This window comes from Aphanothece hegewaldii CCALA 016 (assembly GCF_003007785.1).
GTDB lineage: Bacteria > Cyanobacteriota > Cyanobacteriia > Cyanobacteriales > Microcystaceae > Chroococcus > Chroococcus hegewaldii.
In genome coordinates, this window is sequence record NZ_PXOH01000011.1 from 16,480 (window position 1) to 37,695 (window position 21,216).

At 38.1% G+C, this 21,216-nt stretch carries 18 protein-coding genes, 1 tRNA gene and 1 pseudogene; 8 read left to right on the forward strand and 12 right to left on the reverse strand.

All coding sequences use genetic code 11. From position 1 onward, the window contains the following. Nucleotides 1-115: 115 nt before the first annotated feature. The gene (locus C7H19_RS11495; RefSeq protein WP_106457025.1) at nt 116-2,110 is read right to left on the reverse strand and encodes a S8 family serine peptidase; all 1,995 of its coding nucleotides are present in this window, start codon (nt 2,108-2,110) and stop codon (nt 116-118) included. Between the two features lie 832 nt (nt 2,111-2,942). Continuing rightward, nucleotides 2,943-3,323 carry a hypothetical protein gene (locus C7H19_RS11505; RefSeq protein ID WP_106457027.1) on the reverse strand — a complete coding sequence of 127 codons (381 nt, stop codon included), beginning with the start codon at nt 3,321-3,323 and terminating at the stop codon, nt 2,943-2,945. Between the two features lie 204 nt (nt 3,324-3,527). Here C7H19_RS11505 and C7H19_RS11510 point away from each other — a divergent pair, with 204 nt between their 5' ends. Next, nucleotides 3,528-4,115, forward strand: coding sequence for a Uma2 family endonuclease (locus tag C7H19_RS11510; protein ID WP_106457028.1), 588 nt, complete (start codon nt 3,528-3,530; stop codon nt 4,113-4,115). Here the strand turns inward: C7H19_RS11510 and C7H19_RS11515 are convergent, their stop codons facing one another. The 4 genes from C7H19_RS11515 to C7H19_RS11530 form a co-directional block, all read right to left on the reverse strand. After that, complete coding sequence (locus C7H19_RS11515; protein WP_106457029.1) at nt 4,116-5,180, reverse strand: glycosyltransferase family 4 protein; 1,065 nt, start codon at nt 5,178-5,180, stop codon at nt 4,116-4,118. It abuts the gene before it with no gap. 78 nt (nt 5,181-5,258) lie between these two features. Further along, nucleotides 5,259-6,542, reverse strand: a complete 1,284-nt coding sequence (glyA, locus tag C7H19_RS11520) for a serine hydroxymethyltransferase (protein ID WP_106457030.1) — start codon at nt 6,540-6,542, stop codon at nt 5,259-5,261. A gap of 104 nt (nt 6,543-6,646) precedes the next feature. Next, nucleotides 6,647-7,438, reverse strand: coding sequence for an ABC transporter permease (locus C7H19_RS11525; RefSeq protein WP_106457031.1), 792 nt, complete (start codon nt 7,436-7,438; stop codon nt 6,647-6,649). Then, nucleotides 7,439-8,422: an ABC transporter ATP-binding protein gene (locus C7H19_RS11530; protein WP_106457032.1), complete on the reverse strand. Its 984-nt coding sequence runs from the start codon at nt 8,420-8,422 to the stop codon at nt 7,439-7,441. Between the two features lie 533 nt (nt 8,423-8,955). Here C7H19_RS11530 and C7H19_RS11535 point away from each other — a divergent pair. Both C7H19_RS11535 and C7H19_RS11540 read left to right on the forward strand, forming a co-directional pair. Next, the gene (locus tag C7H19_RS11535) at nt 8,956-10,356 is read left to right on the forward strand and encodes a hypothetical protein (RefSeq protein ID WP_106457033.1); all 1,401 of its coding nucleotides are present in this window, start codon (nt 8,956-8,958) and stop codon (nt 10,354-10,356) included. Continuing rightward, nucleotides 10,316-11,452 carry a DNA cytosine methyltransferase gene (locus C7H19_RS11540; protein WP_106457148.1) on the forward strand — a complete coding sequence of 379 codons (1,137 nt, stop codon included), beginning with the start codon at nt 10,316-10,318 and terminating at the stop codon, nt 11,450-11,452. Before C7H19_RS11535 ends, C7H19_RS11540 begins: the two co-directional genes overlap by 41 nt. Nucleotides 11,453-11,475: 23 nt before the next feature. Here the strand turns inward: C7H19_RS11540 and C7H19_RS11545 are convergent, their stop codons facing one another. Then, nucleotides 11,476-13,869, reverse strand: coding sequence for an endonuclease MutS2 (locus C7H19_RS11545; protein ID WP_106457034.1), 2,394 nt, complete (start codon nt 13,867-13,869; stop codon nt 11,476-11,478). Nucleotides 13,870-13,956: 87 nt separating this feature from the next. After that, a complete protein-coding gene (locus C7H19_RS11550) occupies nt 13,957-14,355 on the reverse strand; it encodes a YybH family protein (RefSeq protein ID WP_106457035.1) in 399 nt (132 codons plus the stop codon). A 522-nt stretch (nt 14,356-14,877) separates the two neighbouring features. Between C7H19_RS11550 and C7H19_RS27190 the strand changes: the two are divergent. From C7H19_RS27190 to C7H19_RS11580, 5 genes and pseudogenes are all read left to right on the forward strand, one after another. After that, nucleotides 14,878-15,009 (forward strand): annotated as a pseudogene (locus tag C7H19_RS27190) (DUF4164 domain-containing protein); the annotation flags it as partial. Nucleotides 15,010-15,054: 45 nt separating this feature from the next. Continuing rightward, on the forward strand, nt 15,055-15,975 hold the full coding sequence (queG, locus tag C7H19_RS11565; RefSeq protein WP_106457038.1) for a tRNA epoxyqueuosine(34) reductase QueG: 921 nt from the start codon (nt 15,055-15,057) through the stop codon (nt 15,973-15,975). 22 nt (nt 15,976-15,997) lie between these two features. Next, complete coding sequence (locus C7H19_RS11570; protein ID WP_106457039.1) at nt 15,998-16,717, forward strand: HAD-IA family hydrolase; 720 nt, start codon at nt 15,998-16,000, stop codon at nt 16,715-16,717. A 116-nt stretch (nt 16,718-16,833) separates the two neighbouring features. Beyond that, entirely contained in the window at nt 16,834-17,937 is a 1,104-nt protein-coding gene (locus tag C7H19_RS11575) for a YheT family hydrolase (protein ID WP_245927476.1), read from the forward strand. Nucleotides 17,938-17,999: 62 nt separating this feature from the next. Next, the gene (locus C7H19_RS11580; RefSeq protein ID WP_106457041.1) at nt 18,000-18,605 is read left to right on the forward strand and encodes a glutathione S-transferase N-terminal domain-containing protein; all 606 of its coding nucleotides are present in this window, start codon (nt 18,000-18,002) and stop codon (nt 18,603-18,605) included. A 40-nt stretch (nt 18,606-18,645) separates the two neighbouring features. Here C7H19_RS11580 and C7H19_RS11585 read toward each other — a convergent pair. The 4 genes from C7H19_RS11585 to sppA form a co-directional block, all read right to left on the reverse strand. Further along, nucleotides 18,646-18,718 (reverse strand) — tRNA-Arg (locus C7H19_RS11585). 47 nt (nt 18,719-18,765) lie between these two features. Further along, a complete protein-coding gene (locus tag C7H19_RS11590; RefSeq protein WP_106457042.1) occupies nt 18,766-19,830 on the reverse strand; it encodes a pentapeptide repeat-containing protein in 1,065 nt (354 codons plus the stop codon). 2 nt (nt 19,831-19,832) lie between these two features. Continuing rightward, nucleotides 19,833-20,246, reverse strand: coding sequence for a chorismate mutase (aroH, locus tag C7H19_RS11595; RefSeq protein ID WP_106457043.1), 414 nt, complete (start codon nt 20,244-20,246; stop codon nt 19,833-19,835). Between the two features lie 94 nt (nt 20,247-20,340). Continuing rightward, on the reverse strand, nt 20,341-21,162 hold the full coding sequence (gene sppA, locus C7H19_RS11600; RefSeq protein WP_106457044.1) for a signal peptide peptidase SppA: 822 nt from the start codon (nt 21,160-21,162) through the stop codon (nt 20,341-20,343). Nucleotides 21,163-21,216: the final 54 nt, after the last annotated feature.

Sequence of the window (21,216 nt, forward strand, 5' to 3'; positions counted from 1 at the left end):
GATCGTTTTTTGTTAACCAATAACTAGAACCTTTGTATTAATTACCCAAAAATGTAGGGGTTTGGAGACCAAACACTGTCGGTTACCAAACCCTAGATGTAAGAATGGAGTATTATTAAGAATAAGCACCCATTAACTCATCAGTATGTTTTACTAAAGAAGAATAGAAATCCAATCCAGGCATTAAACTATCAATGGATGCGCTTTCTAATTCTCTGAGTTGAGTTGTCTTGAAATTACCTGTCAAAGAAATAACATTAGCCGCTACTTTTGCAGGACTTGGAATGTCTATAATTTCTACAGAACTCATAGACGGAGCCTCAACTACTTGTAATGTCTTAGCTTGACGAGAATCATTAGCAATCAAGTCTGTAGTTGTGATGGCATTTCGGTTGCTCACTTCACCTTGATTTTGACTCAAAACATTAACCGCGCTCAGTTCGTAATCATTACTAGCCATACCAGACATCAAAGCACTAGAAAAACTACCTGTTCTCTTAACAGCTAAAGCTCGTCGTACTGCCGCATCAGCATTCACAAACCCACTACCAGTAAAATAATCATAGCCTGATGTCCCTAAATCAACGGCTGTTTGAGAGAGAATTTGTTTGACACCAGATGCACTAAGATTTGGGTTAGCGCTCCAAACTAAAGACGCTACTCCCGCTACGTTCGGTGCTGCTGCTGAGGTTCCGTTAAAACCGCTAGAACCATTGCCGTAATAACTAAATTGAGTATTAGATGTATTGTTGGGATATGGCAAACCAGACGCTTTAGCACTAATCACCTCGGATGGCCCCATTAAGGTTAACCCAACGCCATATTGAGAGTAATTAATTCTTTGTCCAGAGGTATTAGCTGCACCAACTGCAATGACGTTGCTGTAAGAGTTAGCTAGAATTGCTGGATAGGCGATGCTACTCTGTCCACTGTTCCCCGAAGCAATTACAAAAAGCGCTTTACTTTGATTGTTAGCTACAAGTTGATTAAATGCAGAGTTTGAACTACCTCCACCTAAGCTCATGTTAATAACTAAACGCTTTCCTTGGCTATTAGCATAATTAATCATATTTTGTGTTGCCGTAGCCAATGATTGATCTCCCAACTCATTACCCGGAATAACATCAATGTGGAAAACCTCAGAATTCCAGTTAATGCCACTCATTCCCAGTCCGTTATTACTCTTTGCTGCCATGATTCCTTGTACTGCGGTACCGTGAGAAGTACGCTGATTAACTGGGAAACGAGTATCGCTGAATTCATCCCGATAGTTGTTGGTATAAACGGTTGTATTAGGTAAATCAGGGTGAATGAAACCAGAACTATTAACCCCTAATCCTGAGTCTTCAACTCCTAGCATGACATTTGTCGAACCTTTGGTAAACCACCAAGCATTATGAACCCCCATCATGTGTAAATTCCATTGGGAATTAAAGTAGGGATCGTTTGGTATGGTAGATAAATTGGCAGTACCGTTGGCAAAGCGAATATTATCGATTCCTTCAAAATAAATTTTAGAACCGTTACTGAGTGTCATAGAATCAAATAGACGATTTCCACTGCCTGGATTGTACAAAACTCCGCCCGAAGAACCTGTGGAACTAACAAAGTTAAAAGCAACGCTACTAGAATTAATCCCAGATAGATCGATATAATCTCTTAAACCACTACTATAATTTACATTGCCATTACCAGAGATGATGTAGTTATAGTTAGAGTTAATCGTAAAGCGATCGGCCCCTAATGTTCCCCGAACCTTCTTAGTTCCTAATGCTGATGTACCCACCGAAAGCGGATCAATTTTACCAACAACAGAAGCATTAGCAGATAGTCCAGTTAAAGGATCATTACTGCCTTGTGTTGTTAATTGTTCTACACTACCAACACGACTAATCAACGATTCTTTATTGATTATGGTTGTTTTTTCTAATGTTCGATCAATATATTCAGACTCAAAACCTGAATTGATAGCAAGTTGAGATTGAGAACTAAAATCTAATAAAGACGATTGTTCAGTTAGTCCAATTGAGCTATTTAATAAAGAATTGGAATCTAGTAAGCCACTATTTAGAGAAGTTGATTGATTTTCTGAGATGTTAGGTTCAAACATTTGACATTTACTCCTAAATAAAACATTCGTACACTAAATAAATTGGATGTCTTGAAAAGAAAAGCTTAGGCGAAGATTGTTTGTATAAACTGCATATTCTCACTCTAAAGCTATTATCAAACTCTGATGTGTCCAAAATAGAGATAAAATTGGATAAATCCATCTTTTAAGGCAATTCGGCTATTTTTTTAAGTTCATCATTCAATGATTACAATTGCATTTTTTAATGAATTTGTAATGAAGCCAAAAATTTAAAAGTAGTTGAGTTTGTTCGACTGATAAATGCAAAGCTTTTGAGAAGGCTAAGATAAAGGATTTTGGAGGAAATCGATTACATTTAGGGTTAGAATTGAAATAACGGTAAAGGGATTCTCGGTTCATATAATAATTTTGCTCCTGTAATTTATAGAAAAGCTTTTTGATGCTGACTTCTTTTTTTTTGAGGATTTTTTTGAGAAGTTCACTAAACTGAATTTTCTGATAATCTTGGATGACTTGAAAGATATATTCTATAGATTGATAATCGTTAGTTGAATTATCTTGTATCATGACCTTTTCCCAAAATCTAGAAGTAACATCGCTCCTGTAATCGTTCATATATCTGAGGTTGGATGGGTTATGCAATTTTTTTCGGTCTTGAATGAAATTATTCATATGGTTTTCTGGGTGATGTAAGTTTCAAGTGCATTAAATTACTTTTTGATGACTATTTTCAACTGAACCTGACAATTTAATTTTTTTAAGAAATAATACCAACAATAAAATTTAATTCCTTTCAGATTAGCCAGCCAAAAAATCCAGTTATTGTTGTAACTAAATTTTAAATAGTTCATTAAATATTGCTCCATAATGGGTTTGGAGACCAAACTCCTACATTTTTTTGATTTAGAAACCAAACCCCGATATCATCTATAAGAGAAATGTTATATAGTGGCGTTTTACAATAATCTTTTTGTCTTTTTGCATTACTTTTTTTAGTGGATGCTTGATTAGTTTTTTGCTGTTGTTGAAGCTGACATTGAGCTATCTCGAAAAATCTGCGACAATAATTAGTAGCATTTAAAGAAATTGATTGCTCAGAGTTAGCTAAATTTGTACATCGATTGATTTTTTCACGTAAAGAGTCTAAAGCTACTGCTTTGTTTTTTTCTAAATCAACTCTTAAGCTAAACAAAAGTATAGAGCTTAAAACAACTGTATTTAGCTTTTTCATCTTTAATACCTCCCCGACATTTATCCTGTGCTGTCATTACTTATTTCTGGGCGCAAGGAGGTTATGCAATTGTTTTAAAATCTAAATTAGAGGCGATTTAATTTTTTTAGTATAAAAATACTATTAAGCGATGAAAAAAAGATAAACAGCGTTATGCTTATTTTAGGAAGTATTTACCGAAATTAGACAAGGGACAAAAATAGTATGCAACTACAGACGGAAAAACGGTATTACACCCCAGAGGAGTACCTCGAACTAGAAGAAACCACCGAGTACAAAAATGAATATCTAGATGGAGAAATTATCCCGATAGTAGGAGATACAACGAATCATAATAAAATTTGTTTAAATTTTTGTCGAAATTTTCCTTTAAATATTAATTCCCAAAATTATGATATTTATATGGCAGGAGTACGTTTATGGTTATCTGAATACCGTTTTTATACTTATCCTGATGTGATGGTTATTAAAGATAATCCGATTTATCATGGAAAAGGAAAATCAACAATTACCAATCCTCAAATCATTGTAGAAGTGTTATCCAAATCCACTCAAGGGTATGATAGAGGGGATAAATTTAGATATTATCGTTCTCTACCTAGCTTCCAAGAATATATTTTAATTAATCAATATAGTTATACAGTCGAACAATATTTAAAACAATCTCAAGAACAATGGTCAATTCATTTTTATGAGGGCGAAAATGCGGTTTTACAATTAGCTTCTCTAGATTGGCAAATTTCTTTACATGATTTATATCAACGGGTAGATTTTGAATTAGTAGAAGATTAATTAATCTCCTAAGCGACTATTACGCCGCACTTGCCAACTAACATAAATTAATAATAAGGTAGCAACGATCGCAAAACCCCAACCACTAGGAACATTAGAAAAACCTAGCGCCAAACTGCCCACCCAAAACGTCAACGCATATATAAATAAAACCGTCAGACGATGAGAAATTCCAGCTTTGAGTAAACGATGATGGAGATGGCGTTTATCCGCTAAAAAGGGTGATTTTCCTTGACTGAGACGAGAAATAATCACAGTTGACATATCTATAATCGGGACAGCTAGAATTAGATAGGGTAATAACACCGCAGTTACGGCAATGGTTGTCACAGCAGTTGTTTTAACTAAACCAATTACCGCCACACCTGCGAGAGTAAAGCCCATAAAATAAGCCCCACCATCACCCATAAAAATTTGTGCAGGATTAAAATTATAGCGCAAGAAACCTAAAGCCCCACCGGCCATTGCTGCGGCGATAATAGCGGCTGAGGGTTGGTGCATTGCTAGAGTAACCATTAATAATACTACCGAAGAAATGCCGGCGACTCCTGCGGCTAATCCATCTAACCCATCAATCCAATTTATCGCATTTGCCATCCCCACTAACCATATGACGGTGATGGGAAGACTTAGCCAACCAATATGAATTAAATCGGAAAAAGGAACCGAAAGAAAGTCAATTTTTACGCCGACAAGCCATGCTAAAGATGCGACAGTTACTTGCATTGCTAAACGAGAAAAAGGCGAAAGATTGTATAAATCATCCGCTAATCCGATTAAAAAGAAAGCTAATCCGCCGATGGTGACTCCCCAAACTTCCCACTCACGGTTAGGGGGTAATCCTTTAAAACCACCCAACCACCAAATAATCAATAACGCAATTAACGTACCAATAAAAATCGAAATGCCACCTAGACGTACCATTGGTTGTTTATGAACTTTTCGGTCGCCTGGTTGGTCAACATAACCACTTTTGAGGCCGACTGTTTTGACGACGGGGGTACTCCACAAAACGACGACATGAGAGATGAGAAAGGCAACTAGATGATATAAATCTCCAGACATCTTGGCTATGTTGGGGGTGAATGGGATTAAGAGTACTCATGTGAAGTTTACCTTAATCCCAGCCTTTTAGACGAGGTTTTATACGATCGCTGGTACAGGAATTTTGAGATGAGGATATAACGGGAAGTTATTACAGAGTTTAGCCACTCTGTTTAAGCAATCTTGTTGTATTGACTCATTTTCTGGATTAGTCAAGCGATCGGCAATAATATTACCAATTTCGGTAAATTCTGCTTCCTTCATGCCGCGAGTGGTCATTGCTGGAGATCCTAAACGAACTCCACTGGTGACAAAGGGGGAAGCGGGATCAAAGGGAACAGTATTTTTATTAGCCGTAATATTAATGCCACTGAGTAGTTGATCGCCGACTTTGCCCGTCATATTTATTAAACGGAGATCCAATAGCATTAAATGATTATCTGTGCCATCTGTAACGAGTTTTAAGCCCCGTTGATTGAGTTGTTGGGCTAGGGACTTAGCATTGGCGATGACCTGCCCAGAATAGGCTTTAAACTCTGGTTTGAGGGCTTCTCCAAAGGCGACGGCTTTACCTGCGATCACGTGTTCTAGTGGGCCGCCTTGACTTCCGGGGAACACTGCTTTATCGAATTTTTTGCCTAATTCTTCGTCTCTAGTTAGAATTAAACCACCTCTTGGCCCTCTAAGGGTTTTGTGTGTGGTGGTGGTGACGACATCACATACGGAAATAGGACTCGGATGATGTCCGGTGGCGACTAAACCGGCAATATGGGCAATATCGGCCATTAAATATGCCCCTATTTCATCGGCAATGGCGCGGAATTTTTCAAATTCGATGATTCTCGGATACGCGGAATAGCCACAAATTAAAAGTTTTGGACGTTCTTTGAGGGCAATATCTCGAATTAAGTCAAAATCGAGTCTTTCAGTGGTAGGATTAACCCCATACTGCACTACTTTAAACCATAAACCTGAGACGTTTACGGGTGAACCATGCGTCAGGTGTCCACCATGAGACAAGTCCATCCCCATGATTGTATCACCTGGTTTCAGTAAGGAGAGAAATACCGCAAAGTTCGCCTGTGCGCCCGAATGGGGTTGTACATTAGCATGATTGGCCCCAAATAATTGTTTAACACGATCGATGGCTAATTGTTCAACTTGATCGACAAATTCACAGCCCCCGTAGTATCTTTTTTTGGGGAGTCCTTCTGCATATTTATTGGTTAAAACTGATCCTTGTGCCGCTAAAACCGCAGCCGAGGTAAAATTTTCACTAGCAATGAGTTCGAGGTGATCTCGTTGACGTTGTAACTCTCGATCGATCATCGATGCTACTGTTGGATCACTCAGGGCAAGTATATCTAAGTTAGTATCCGTCACGTTTGCTTATTCCCTACTTTCGTCGGTTTTAATTGTATGGCAATTCTCTATTATCGCTTATCTTCTTAAGCTTTGCTTTCAATATAGAGTACTCACTAACAAGTTTATGCACCCATTCCAGAATATCGCTTGAGTCCCATGCGCCATAACCAACGATACAAAAAGAAAAATATTGTACCCCAACCCAACATTACAAGACTACCCCGCACTAAATCGACGGGTAAACCAATTAAAATAGCAGCAGGAAAATGTATTAAATAAGGAAACGGTGTCCATTGTATAAAGTCTCGAACTTGTGGGGGATAGACTTCTAACGGTGCAATCATTCCCGATAAGAACAGATAAAATAAGAACCAAAATTGTTCGATCGCGCTGGCACGTTCTGTCCAAAATGATAACATCGAAAAAGTATACTGTATCAAGAACCGAACAACGAAAGCCATTACAATAGCCAGCAAAAATAAAATAACACTTTCTAGTTTCGGTATCCAAAACGCTTGGGGATACAGCGCAAAGAAGAGAACAATAAAAACACCCACTAAGACAAAACGAGTCATTTTTTCAGAAAGGTGTCGAGCAATATGATGCCAAACGGGGTCAATAGGTTGCAATAATCGAAAAGATAATTTACCTTCAACGATTTCCCGTTCAAATTCCCAAATGACCCAAATTGTGGTAAACTGTCTAACTAAAAAAACTGCAAAAAAATAACGGGCAAATTGAGTCGCATCTAAACCAAAATTACCGCCGTTTTGTGAAGCTTGTATCCAGACACCCATTAAAATTAAAGGTAATGAACCCGCTAACGCCCATAAAAAAATTTCTGCTCGATACTCAATCATATGAGCATAATAGGTTGTAAGTAACGTAGTCATTGCTCGATAAAACCACTTCATTTAGGCAACAACTCCCGTTTGAAAAAGACGACCAATAATTTCTTCAATGGGTGGCTCATTAATACTAAGATCAATAATATCTAATTCGGCGATAATTCGTGCGATCGCATTTCTTAACTTTTCCTGTGGTACGACTAATCTTATTTCTTTCCCATCAATACTGACAATCTCTCCATAGGAAACTAACTGATTTTCCGACACAGGATAAGCTAACTCGATTTTGACTTCTCGACAGGGTGCAAATCGTTCTAACAAACCGTCTAGACTCCCATCATACATCAAATTTCCATGATGGATCAGCATCACTCGTTTACACAAAGCCGTAATATCAGCCATATAATGACTGGTTAAAAGAATCGTCGCTTGATATCGTTGATTATATTCTTTTAGAAACTCTCTAACGGCTGCTTGGGCGTTAACATCGAGTCCTAATGTCGGTTCATCTAAAAATAATACCTGTGGGTGATGCAATAAAGCAGCGAGTAATTCTGCTTTCATTCTCTCACCTAAAGATAACTTACGAACGGGTTGTTTTAGCTTTTCTTGTAGCGTCAACATTTCCGATAACTCACCGAGACGCTGTTGAAAAACCGACTCAGGGATATTATACACTGCCGCATTAATCCGAAGAGAGTCTAAAGCTGGTAAATCCCATAATAATTGTTGTTTTTGTCCCATAACGAGACTCATTGTCTGTAAAAACTGCGGTTGTCTACGAAAAGGAACATAACCCGCGACTCTTACTCGTCCACATGACGGATGAACTAAACCTGTTAACATCTTAAGAGTAGTGGTTTTTCCTGCACCATTAGGACCGAGAAACCCGACAATTTCCCCTGGTTCTATTGTAAAAGAAACATTCTGTACAGCTTTGATTTCCCGATAGGTGCGTTTAAAGAAATGAGTAATTGTCCCTTTTATTCCTGGTTCTTTGACCGCCACAGGATAAATTTTACTAAGATTGTCAACAATGATCATGGACATGGTGGGGAAAGTCGTAGAAATAATTAGTAATGCTGACGCTTCTAGATTATTACACGATTTTTGCTTTGAGTTGTTCTAGCTAACGTTAGATATTTAAGTCAATTAACCTCTTTATCATAGATGGCGATGGGGCGAGTTTGACCACCTTCGTACTTAACACACTCGTTTACCTTTTATAGGTGTAACGCTTGATCGCTCTGATGCTGACACCAAGATAATCAGCCACTTTTTATTTTTTTATATGGGTTAAGGTAATATTGTAAGAGATTGATAAGGTAATGTAGACGGAATGAGATCGAGAGATTGAGCCAATATAGATATAATATGCTGCAAAATGTAATTTTTTGCCTATAATAGAAGCTGATGAATCTAAAAAATCTAAATCCATATCTAATTTATCAGACTTTACATCGTAATAAATTTTGTGCGTCTTTTGTTTCTACACTTCAAACAATTGTTGTGACTGCTTTTTAAGCAAAATATCAGTTTCTGGCTCGATGCCGCGAAAACCCCATTTTATTCAATAAATCTTTATGGCAACTAATAAAAAGAAGCAAAAAAATGATGAAGCTACTGATGTAGAGAGTAAAGAGGAAGAACTTTTAAAAGACCCTAACTGGGTAGACAAAGCAATTGGTAGAGCAAAACCTATTGAATTGACAGAGTATGAAAAAGAGCTTGCCAATTTGCTAGTTGAGCTTGCATACAAAAACTCTGAGTCCAATTCTTCACCATTAGGCTACTCTCTAGCTGCTGCCTTCGATCTTTTCGTCGCCGCAGGATACTACAAAAACATAACGCCTAAAGAGAAGAAGAAAAAAACATCTGAGGAGAAAAAGAAAACATCTGAGGAGAAGAAAATGTCTGAGGGGTGGCTTTATTGCTCAAACCCAAATGCTTCACCGTTACTAATTTACCCATATACTAATACTTGCCCTCTTTGCGTACTAAATGGCGAGTTTCACTTTCATCCAGCGAAAAAGCCTGAGTCAGGAACTATAGGGAGCATTACGCAGAATTCACTGGGTGTTTTCCTAACCTGTCTTTTTGAACGGAACAACCAGCGTCTTGAAGTGCGGTGTGGTCACCGTTATGATCCAATGGATATTATTATTGAGGACAAGCAAAATAATAATATTGTTCTTATGGGTGAAGTGAAAGCGGCCCCACTCACTACTCTTGCTCTAGCCGTTCAATGCGATGCTCAACTTGGTCAAAACGCTGAAGGTAAAGTAGTTAATCATAAACCGCAATCTCTTGAAAATTCATTTTTAGCTCAGTCTGAGTTTTACCTTTTGCTCCCACAATTAGAGGGTTCAAAGTGGAAGCCTGAGCTTATATCTTTAGGAGTAAAAAATAATGAGCCAATAGAGGAGTGGGTGTATCGCCAATTGTTTCGCGTGTTTAGTGAAGATAAAAAGTTGTTCGGACGCTACTTTCAGTTTTGGGAGAAAGCTTTTGTTGCCTACACGAGAAGTGAGTGGATTAAAGACTCGGATCCAGATCCTGTTTATTGGTTGACTAATGGCTGTGGGGTTCCTCCAAACCCCGAATCAAAGAACTGGCCTAAAAGAGAAAAAGGAGACAGTTATAAGTCGGTATCCGATGGTAAGACCAGCGTGGGAATGGACAGAACAGACGATATCAAAAAAGGGATTTGCCAAGTTCTCATAATTGGTGCCTCATCAGCGAAGCTAAAGAGTAAACGTACTGTAAAAACAGCGTTGCTTTCTAACATTCACGCGGTTCGTCACTACGATGCTTACATAAAAGATCTTGAGGATATCGTTTGGACGAAAACTGGTAATCAGATAATTACCAAAGCAAGTCAGTTGCCGTCAGATCAAGATATGTATAATCTTTGTGATGGGATTATTTCCTTTACGAAAATTTATGCAAGAGACCAGTGGATCATTGACAATTTTAAATTTTAAGCAAGAAAGTAGTTCCATCCCTAATCACATTGCTCGGCAAGTCAGTCCAGATGTCCAGCGACGCATCAATGCTTTAAAAATAGGGCAAAAAATGCAAGATTTACCAGAAGAGCTTTGGCATACAAGTTTCCGTTACTATGTTAAAGAAGATGAAAATCGACGTGGTGGCCCAAATCTCAGAATTATTAGACTTAACCCTGAAATGCCATCTCTAACAGTAACGGCATACATTTTCAACAAGTTTGTTCACCCTTATGAAAACCGCTATATTTCAGTTCGAGAGGCCGCAAGGTTACAAGGTTTTTCCGATAGCTTGGAGTTCAAAGGTACACAGAATAGCACACAATTACAAGTTGGTAACGCTGTTCCTGTTCAATTAGCAAAGGCGGTGTTTGATCAGGTTATCCAACATACAGAAAAAGTTAGGTATAAGCTAGGTCAGAATCTTACTGCTATGAGCCTTTTTAGTGGTGCAGGAGGCATGGATATAGGTGCAGACTGTACAGGCCGAATTAAAACGCTTTTAGCTATAGATTCTTGGCAAGATGCTTGCGACACTTTGAGCGGCTATTATAATGGACGCTGCGATGTGCTTCAGCAAGACGTTGTAAATATTACAAATCCCTTGAAGCTTTGGCAATCAAGAACTGGTGAAACAAGAGAGCCAGATTTAGTTTTTGGAGGCCCACCGTGTCAGGCATTTAGTCAGGCTGGCAAGCAGAAAGGCTTGGATGACGATCGCGCACAAATGATCTTTGAGTTTATCCGATTCATTAAAGACTTAAGTCCCGCATTTTTTGTGATGGAAAACGTCGCCAACTTGAAGGGAATTGGAGAAGGCACCATCTTTAAAAAGATTCTAAAAAGTATGGAGGATCTGCAATACGAAATTACTACAGGATTGCTACTCTCTGCCGATTTTGGAGTTCCTCAATTGCGAAAACGCTTGTTTTTCTTAGGAAGCCGACGAGAATTTGGGAAGATTCCGCTACCGTACCCTACCCATAGTGCTATGCCTGGTCTATTTACTCTACCTTATCTGACTGTTGGCGAAGCGTTTGCAGGACTCCCGTTGCTGCCTATAAACTATAAATAAGGATTATGAAGTTGAGACGAGAGTTACCGTAAATATACGATCGTAACTCCTGATCCTCCTTCGTTTTGTGGGGCTATTTCAAAACGTTTCACTTGGGGATGTTGTCCCAAAAATTCGTGTACACCTTGGCGGAGTTTTCCCGTTCCTTTACCGTGAATAACCCATAATACACCAGATTGGGTGGCTTGTGCGATCGCTTTTTCGAGATCCGCTTCTGCTTCAGCGACTCGACTACCACGAATATCAATGGTATTTTTTGAGGTTTGGATCAAAGTGGGCGGTTTTTCGGTTTGGGATGGGGGAGGAGTAACAGGAGTTGCTTTTGCTTTGACGAGTATTTCCACTTTCTGCCCGTCTAAAGATTCAATTTCCGTAAAGTTGATCGTCATTTTCATTAAACCAAATTTCACGGAAACATTCCCTGTATCTTCAGAAACACTCAAAACTTCTGCGGTTTGCCCTAAACTAGGAATTCTTACTCTTTCACCAACTTTCGGTATATAAGTTTTTTGCGGTTTTGCGGATGTATTAGGCAAAAACTGAGCAGAAATTTCATTTAATGCTTGAGTGGCTTTTTGGGCATCTTGGGCGGTAGGTGTACCTTGTTGCAGTTGTCGAATGACTTTCGCTATCTCTGTTTTAGCGTTAGTGAGGGCTTTTTGGATTTCTATTTCTTGAGTTCGTTTTAGATCTTTTTCTCGTTCTTGTAAAGAGGTGGCTTTTTGCGAGACTTCGGTATAGAATTTTTCCGTTTGCTGTAGGAGTTTTTTGGCTTCAAAGGCTTTTTGTTCTTGTTCTTTGCGTTGTTGTTCTAAACCTGCAATGACTTGATTGATATCTTCAGTATAGCCACCGACTCGACTTCTGGCATCTTCGACAATTTCTGGATCTAACCCTAAGCGTTGGGCAATGGTTAAAGCATTAGAACGCCCTGGAATGCCCCACAACAGACGATAGGTGGGTGAAATGGTTTGATCGTCAAATTCTACTGAGGCGTTCTCAAAGCGAGAATCTTGGTATTTGAGGGCTTTTAGTTCTCCGTAATGGGTTGTTGCAATGGATAATGTTACGTTTTCGGCTAAATATTTCAAGAGTGCGATCGCTAAGGCACTTCCTTCGGCTGGATCGGTTCCTGCCCCCACTTCATCGAGTAAAACTAAGCTAGAGCTATTATCTATTTGTAATGCTTCTAAAATTCGGACAATTCGCCGTATATGTCCCGAAAATGTCGATAAACTCTGTTGTAAAGATTGTTCGTCGCCGATATCTGCTAATATTTGATCAAACCAAGGAATTTCGACGGGTTCTTTTGCAGGGATAAAAAGTCCCGCTTTTGCCATTAATGCCGCAAGTCCAAAGGTTTTAAGGGTAACGGTTTTCCCTCCAGTATTTGGACCTGTAATTGCTACAACTCGAATCGGTGCTAAAATCTGTACATTAATCGGAATAACGGCTCGTCCTTGTTCGTGTTGTTGTTGCCAAACCAATAGGGGATGACGTAACTGTCTAAGAGTTAGTTGTTCTCCTGCTTCAAGGTTGACAAAACGCGGCGGATGTGCTTCTAACCATAAACTATATCGGGCTCTTGCTGTGGCTAAGTCTATGGTTGTTGCAACGGCTAGAAGATATTCTAAATCATCAAATAAACTGGCGACTTGTTCTGATAATTTTCTCAGTATAATTTCTTCTTCAATTTGTTCGGTTCTGCGAAACTGTCTAAGTTTGTTACCTTGTTCGACAACAGACTGAGGTTCTACATAAATAGTCGCGCCTGTACTAGAGGTATCATGAATAATGCCAGGTATTTGATCTTTTTGTGGGGCTTTTACGGGAATGACAAAACGATCGCTTCTTTGGGTAATCACAGCTTCTTGCACTGCGCCCCCTTGTTTGTTTATAATTTCTTGTAGTCGGCGATAGATACGTTCTCGGACGACCTTCATTTGTCCCCTGACTTCTCTTAACTGTGGACTAGCGCGATCGGCTACGGTTCCATCTTCTTCGATACATCGATATATTTCTTGTTCGAGATCAGGATAGGTTCGTACTTGTTCGACTAATGCGTTTAAAACAGGACAATCTTCTTGTTGATCGATGATTCTTCTTAAGCGTCTGACTCCTGCTAAAGTAGTGGCAATGGATAGTAATTCTTGTCCGATGAGCATTCCACCAATATTTGCACGTTCAAGCGCGTTACCAATATCGGTGATTCCTTCAAATGATAATCTACCATTGGGACGTTGTTCAAGTTGATAGACTTCTTGCGTTTGCGATAATAATGTTAGACTTTCTTCTTTAGTGGTGGGAAGTTGAAGTTGACGAGATGCGATCGCTCCTAGTTTTGTTGCCGCAAAGGTTGATAAATGCTGACAAAGGCGATACCATTCCAGTAGGTCGAGGGTTTCTGCTTGAATCAAGATCTAACGATGACTGTAATCTAAATTTTTCCTATTTATTTATCCTAGCTTGGTTTTGTAGTTTTTTTGAAGTACAAAGTAAGATTTTTACTTTTTCAGGTGTAACAATTCTTGTAGGGAAGCAAGCAACCTAATTTCGGCAAAAGCAATTTCTGAGTTAGGCGTTAGAATAAAGTACCAAGAAACATTAACGCCCAAAAGAGGGGTTTTGACATTTCCAACAACAACAATTTTAGTCTGTTCGTCTTCTGTTGGTTCAATACTACCTTGCTTGGGATACAGTTCTAACCCTCTTCCTTCTAGAGTTAAGTAGTCTGCGATCGCTTCTCGTCCTATTATAGGTGATTCAAAGGGCGGCTGTAAAATACCGTCAGGGGCAAAAAGATTAGCCGTCGCCTCGAAATCACCTGCGTTAAGATAGTTAAAATAGTTGAGAATGACGGGTTCTGTAATTCCTTCGATGGTTGTTTGAGAGGTCGAGATCATAAAAACTAGATTAATTTTATGTTTTGATTTACTTTATCTTTTAAGGCTTTTGGGTGTAACCTTTCTTGATGTAGAAAAGTGCCTGTAACTTTAGAATGATTAAAAAAAATCCCTAGATTACCGAAATCAAGATCATAATATGAGTAGCCTATGAGAGATTTTAAACCTAATGAATAGGAGTTTGCTTTAATGTCAACCGCAACAGATACAGACTTAAAAGAATTAAAAGATTTAATTTTAGGTATAGACAAGAAACTAGATGTACATATAGCGAGAACCGATGAACAGCTAAAAGCACTTAATGATAAGATCGTACAATTAGATAAACGGACTGAGGAACGTTTTGTCGATCTTAAATTACAAATGGATCTACGTTTTGCTCAAGTTGATAAACAGTTTGAACAAATGGATCTACGTTTTGCTCAAGTTGATAAACAGTTTGAACAAGTTGAGAAGCGGTTTGAACAAGTTGATAAACGGTTTGAACAAGTTGAGAAGCGGTTTGAACAAGTTGACAAACAAATAGAAGCAGTTAACGCACGAATTAATACATTTACCATCGGTTTTTTAGGTATTGTTGGAATTTTGGTCACAGGACTTTTAGGTATTGTTGGAAAAGTTGTATTTTTCCCAAACCCTTCATCTTATATGTAAGCTGGCTTTTTGCGAATTTAATACACTTGACAAAAAAATAAATTTATGGTAATAGAGGAGCAAATTAAAGAAAAAGCGATCGCACTGGGATTTCACAAAGTGGGGATAGCTGCGGTAGGTGAAGAAAAACAAGCAGTGAGTCATTTACAAACTTGGTTAGCGATGGGATATCACGGGGATCTTGAATGGATGGCAAACCCAAAACGACAAAATATTAAGGAATGTTACCCAGAAGTGCGATCGGTGATTTGTGTGGCATTAAATTACTATACACCCCACCAACACTCTACAGAAAAGGAATATGGAAAGATTTCGCGTTATGGTTGGGGGAGAGATTATCACAAAGTTTTACAAAAAAAACTCAAAGCTTTGAGTCGATGGTTAGAATCACATGAAGAGGGGATTCAATGCCGTTATTATGTTGATACAGGGCCAATACAAGATAAAGTTTGGGCGCAACAAGCGGGTATTGGTTGGATTGCTAAGAATGGTAACGTTATTAGCAGAGAATACGGCAGTTGGGTATTCTTAGGAGAAGTATTAACTAATCTAGAGTTAATACCTGATGTTCCTCATACGGAGCATTGTGGCACTTGTCGCCGTTGTTTGGACGCTTGTCCGACAGGAGCAATTGTGCAACCCTTTGTCGTCGATGCCAATCTTTGTATAGCGTATCATACAATAGAAAATAGGGCAGAGCAATTACCAGAGGCGATCGCATCTAAACTCTCAGGATGGGTAGCAGGATGTGATATTTGTCAAGATGTTTGTCCTTGGAATCAACGATTTTCTCAAAGTACAGATATCGCCGATTTTCAGCCTTATCCTGGCAATATTACGCCTTCTTTAAAGGAATTAGCGGAATTATCCCCTGAGTCATGGAATGAGCGCTTTACAGGATCAGCTTTACGACGAATTAAACCCGAAATGTGGCGACGTAATGCTCGTGCCAATCTTGATGTTTAACTAATTTATACCATAAGCTACAATGACTGCTAAGATTATCTTCTTTGATTTTGATGGAACGATCGCTAATACTCGTGACACGTTTATAGAAATTGTCAATGGGTTATCAGGAGAATTTGGCTATAAACCCGTTAATCAAGAAGATATTGAACACTTCAAAAATTTAAGTTCTAGAGAAATTATCAAACAGTCAAAAATTTCCCTTATCCAAATTCCGTTTTTATTAAGACGCGTTAAAATCGAATTAAACCAAAAAATCTCAACCCTAGAACCTTTTATTGGTTTATCGGCGTGTTTACATCAACTCATTTCAAAAGGTTATACATTAGGAATCATTACATCTAATTTAGAAAAGAATGTTATTACTTTTCTCCAAAATAATGAATTAGATCATCTGTTTAAATTTATTTATTGTGATACCTCATTATTTGGTAAAGATAAAGTCATTAACCAGATTATCCGAAAAAATAACTTTAAAAGAGAAAATATTATTTATGTGGGAGACGAAACCAGAGATATTAGTGCAGCCCGCAAAAGTAATATTAAAAGTATTGCTGTTGCTTGGGGTTTTAACTCGCCACAAATTTTAACCAAATACGAACCCGATGTTTTAATTTATTCCCCCCAAGATTTAATTAAAGCAGTAGAAAGTCTCACTGAAAAAGTGATTATACCATCTCGTGACATCCATCAATCTTTTCAATTAACAATTTCCCAAAAAGGTGATGAGATCAGAATTTAAAGTTTTTCTTAATTGGTATGGGTTTGGTTTACCTTCCCCAAATTATACATCTCCAAAAGAAAAAAAAGATCCGCTTTAATGCAGTTGAAAAAATTAATCAAACTGTGTGATGATCTATGCCAAAAGAAAGGTCAAATCTTCGGACAATGGTACAAAAATATTATCAACCGCCTAGGTTCCTCAAAAACGGATTTTTAAATACTGTCTATACAGCTTGGTTTGCCGCGAATAACTGGCAAAAAACACTTAATTATACTGAACCAATCTATCAAGAAATTATATTTCAAGGTGCATCTAATATACCAATTTATGGTTTAGGAGCAATTCCCGAAAATGCCAAAGGTACGATTATTGGAACCTATGGAATTACAGGAACTTTAGAAAATCAATGGTTTTTGAAAATCCTATCTTGTCTAGCCTTTACTAACAATTATGCGGTAATTTTATTTGATTGGCGAGCGCATGGAGAAACCGCAAAACTCTCATCTACACTGACATCTGATGGGATTTATGAAGGAAAAGATTTTATTTATATTGCCTCACAAGCGAAAAAAATGGGATATCCTACACCTTTTTGGTTTACAGGATATTCTCTAGGTGGGCAACTCGCTTTATGGGGAATTAAAGAAGCACAAACCATTAATGATGAAGAGAATTCTTTAGATTTAATTGAATCTGATATTGGTGGAGGTGCAGTAATTTGCCCAAGTTTAGATTCTAATCGTTCTTTAGATTATTTAATTAAAGATAAATTCGGTAAATATATAGAAAAATCGATTACTAAAAATTTAATCAATATAGCTTGGGAACTACATCGTTACTATCCTGATGAAATTGATCCAGAAGCGATCAAAAGAGTCAATAGTATTAGAAGCTTTGATGATGAATTAGTCATTAAACAGTTAGGATTTTCGACTACAGAAGAATATTATAATGCCTGTAGTCCACTTCCTTTTTTACCCCATCTCAAAAAACCTACATTAATTTTATATGCCATTGATGATCCGATGTTTGCGCCATCCATTATTGTCGATTTAAAATTAGCTTGTCAAAACAATCCAAATCTTGAATTAGTTCTCACTCAATATGGCGGTCATGTCGGTTATATTAGTAGTGTAGCGTGTCAGCAACAATTGGGTGATCCTAATCCTTGGTGGGCGTGGAATCGCGTTTTAGAATGGATTGGTGAACAAGAAATATTAATAAAAAATTACAAATAAAAATATTTTTGATTAAAGAAGTACAATGATTTTAGGTAGTCGTCACAAAAAGGAGAAAAACGATGATTGATTTTTATACTTTCACCACTCCCAATGGGCGTAAACCCGCCATTATGTTAGAAGAAGTAGGGCTATCTTACACAACTCATAAAATTGATATTACTAAAGGCGAACAATTTACGCCCGAATTTATCGCCATTAATCCTAATAGCAAAATTCCTGCAATAATCGATCATGATCCTGGAATAACTGTGTTTGAATCTGGAGCAATTTTAATCTATCTTGCCGAAAAAACAGGACGATTTATGCCCCAAGATTTAGAAGGAAGAACAAAAGTTATCGAATGGGTAATGTTCCAAATGGCTAGTGTTGGTCCAATGATGGGGCAATTAAATCATTTTAAACGTTTTGCGACCGAAAAAATACCCTATGCAATTGAACGATACGAAAAAGAAACCTATCGAATATTCGGGGTTTTAGATAGTCAACTTTCTGAACAAGATTATCTAACTGGAGATTATTCAATTGCTGATATGGCTACTTATCCTTGGATTGCTGCTGCTTCTTTTGCCCATGTTACCCTAGATAATCATCCTAATCTCAAACGTTGGGCAGAAATGTTAGGAGAACGTAGCGCCGTACAAAAAGGCATGGCAATTCTACAATGAAGCTATTATTAATATAGCCTATCAAAAAACAATTAACTAGCGAGCATGGAGGGATTTGAACCCCCGACCTACAGGACCGGAACCCGGCACTCTATCCACTGAGCTACATGCCCAAAAACTAGGCTTATCTAGTATAACATTTTTTGAGCTAATCACCCAACTATTCAAAGTGCCCGCCTCTATCTTTGATCATTTCTTGCATCGCTTCGGTTAATCCTGGATTGTTGCCAAATCTTGCATCTACGAGTTTAGCACCACTCAGATTAGCATTACTTAAATTCGCTTCAAGTAAATTAGCGCCTGTTAAATCTGCACCAATGAGATTCGATAAAGCTAAACTGGCTCGATGTAAATCAGCATAACTCAAATTTGCATTACCTAGATAGGCTCCGCTTAAATCTGCACCACTAAATTTAGCACAACTCAAATTCGCTTCACTGAGATCAATATCTGTTAAATTAGCACCTCTAAAATTAGTCTGATATAGATTAGCATTCCCCAGAGAAAGTCCGCTTAATTGAGTAGCGATGAGATTTCCGCCCCTCAAGTCTATGAATGGGTTTAAACTGGCTATTTTGGCAAGTTCTATCAAATCATCACTGGAAGCATTGTAGATTTGTTCGATTAATGTGTCTAACTGTGTTAAGTTTTCTTGCAATATTAATCTATTTGCCTCAAAAGATGCTGTATGGGTTCCCCATTGCACAAAACTTATGTAGGGAGAACTATAATTTTGTTGTAGAAAACGAGCGATCGCACGTTCTAACACACCATGTTGATTCGGACTGATATCATGTTTCCAGAGTCCTTCAGCATCAGTTATCGAAAAATCAGCCAAAGTTGGGGTAAAAGTTGCCGTTAAATTAAAAGTTTCTGCATTTGGGATAAAAGTTCCCAATTTAAAAGAAACATCACCTGTTTTAATCTCTTGAATTGTTTTAGAATTTAAAATCCAAATGTGATCATCAACTTTAGTGGATGTGGATATCAAAAAATCCTGATTTTGCGGAACTGAAGCGATCAGCAATTGACCATTTTCTAATGTTACTTTTAATTGTCCTCCTTTCAATCCCCACTTAATCCGTCCCTTTAATAAAGGTTGCCAATTTTCGCTAAAACTAAGATTAGTCTCCAGATCCCATTGTCTAGAATTAATTTCAACAAAAGAAAGATCTAAAGAGATCCAGTCAGAATAGGGGTTGTCAGAATTTATTAAATACATCATCTCTAAAAACGATGAGATTGTACAGAATTGGGGGGTGTCAATTGAGCTAAACTCCAATCAGGGCGTAGATTTTTCGCTTTTCTCAAATAGGGGTGATAGATTTCGATTTGTGGTTTGGGAGTATTGATATGGATTAAGATCCGTATACAACGTTCTAAACTACCTTCAACGTGCATTTGTTGGACATCGAGTAAAGGTACATTTTCCCAGTTAGAACGTTCTCTAGCGATCGCTGCGGGAAAAATTGCATCTAAATCTTTAGTTGTGGTAAAAATGACGCTAACGATGTCTTCTGGATCAACTTGGTTGTGCGTTTCAACTGCATTAAGTAACTCGACTACGGCATCTCTTATCGCTTCAGAAGTGTTGCTTGTTGCCGTTGTTGCCCCCCGAATTGCCCGCACTTTCCAATTCACAATCTTAACCCTCCGACCATAACATAATGATACTAGCTTTAAGATTTTAGCCTTCAGTTTGACTAAAATCTATACCCAGTCATTCCCACTAAGGCTAAGGCCGATATAACCATAGGGGTTGACCATTGGTCGCTAGTTCAAATTCTATCCAATTAAGTGCCGTGCTGATCCGTTTATTGTCGAGTTGATTTCGTCCTAAAAAGCGGTTTAATAAAGGTTTCGGTTCCTCGATATTATAAAATTTAGTTTTTTCTGGGTTTAATCCAACTAATTCTGCTGCCCATTTTTTTGCTTCTTCTTCAGTTCCTAAACGATCGACAACCCCTAATGCTAAAGCTTGTTGTCCCGTAAAAATACGACCATCAGCAAATTTTTTCACCTGTTCTACATCTAATTTACGCGCTTCGGCCACAGTTTCGACAAATTGCTGATAGGTAGTATCTATCATTTCCTGTAAAATATGTTGTTCAGAGTCCGTTAATTCTCGATCAAAAGAAAGAATATCTTTATAGGGGCCAGATTTAATAACTTTAAAAGATACCCCAATTTTATCGAGTAAACGTTCTAAATTATTGCCTCGTAAAATCACGCCAATGCTGCCTGTAATCGTTCCAGGGTTAGCCATGATGTGATTAGCCCCCATCCCGATATATACGCCGCCTGAAGCCGAAATATTGCCAAAACTAGCAACAATTTTCACCTTTTCTTGTAATTTTTTTAAAGCGGTGTAGATTTCTTGAGAATCGCCAACGGTTCCCCCAGGTGAATCAATTCGCAATAATAAAGCGGGGAATTTTTTTTCTTCAACCATTTCTAACGCTTTTAAAACTCGCTTACGGGTATCTGCTGCGATCGCTCCGTTAACTTCTATCCGAGCAATTTGTTTTGTTGTTCTGGGTGGAAAAGGCCAAACCATAGATTAATAAGACAGTTTTATCATATTCTGTGCAATACCACTCTAGCCTAACAC